The organism is Pseudomonas sp. SIMBA_041, assembly GCF_046535095.1.
In the GTDB taxonomy this organism is placed as follows: domain Bacteria; phylum Pseudomonadota; class Gammaproteobacteria; order Pseudomonadales; family Pseudomonadaceae; genus Aquipseudomonas; species Aquipseudomonas mucoides.
In genome coordinates this window covers 1-244 of record NZ_JAWRXJ010000800.1, presented here as the reverse complement: position 1 = coordinate 244, position 244 = coordinate 1, and the positions used below count along the sequence as shown (strand labels likewise).

Annotated in this window: 1 pseudogene; it reads left to right on the top strand. The window is 59.0% G+C overall.

The window, feature by feature from the left end:
- Window positions 1-244, top strand: a pseudogene (locus SB725_RS33330) (DUF3108 domain-containing protein); the annotation flags it as partial.

Sequence of the window (244 nt, the reverse complement as noted above, 5' to 3'; positions counted from 1 at the left end):
GCACTGCTGAACGCAGCCTGGAAAAAACCGCCAATGGTGCGTGGAAACTCAGCTTCAAGGCATCGATGATGATCGCCAGCCTGAGCGAGGAAAGCACCCTGACCCTGGACAAGGACACCCTGGTGCCCCAGTCCTATCGCTTCGAGCGTGGTGGTCTGGGCAAAGCCAAGAAAGCCGACCTGGATTTCGACTGGAAAGCCAAGATGGTCACCGGCACCGACCGTGGTGATGCGGTCAAGCTGCC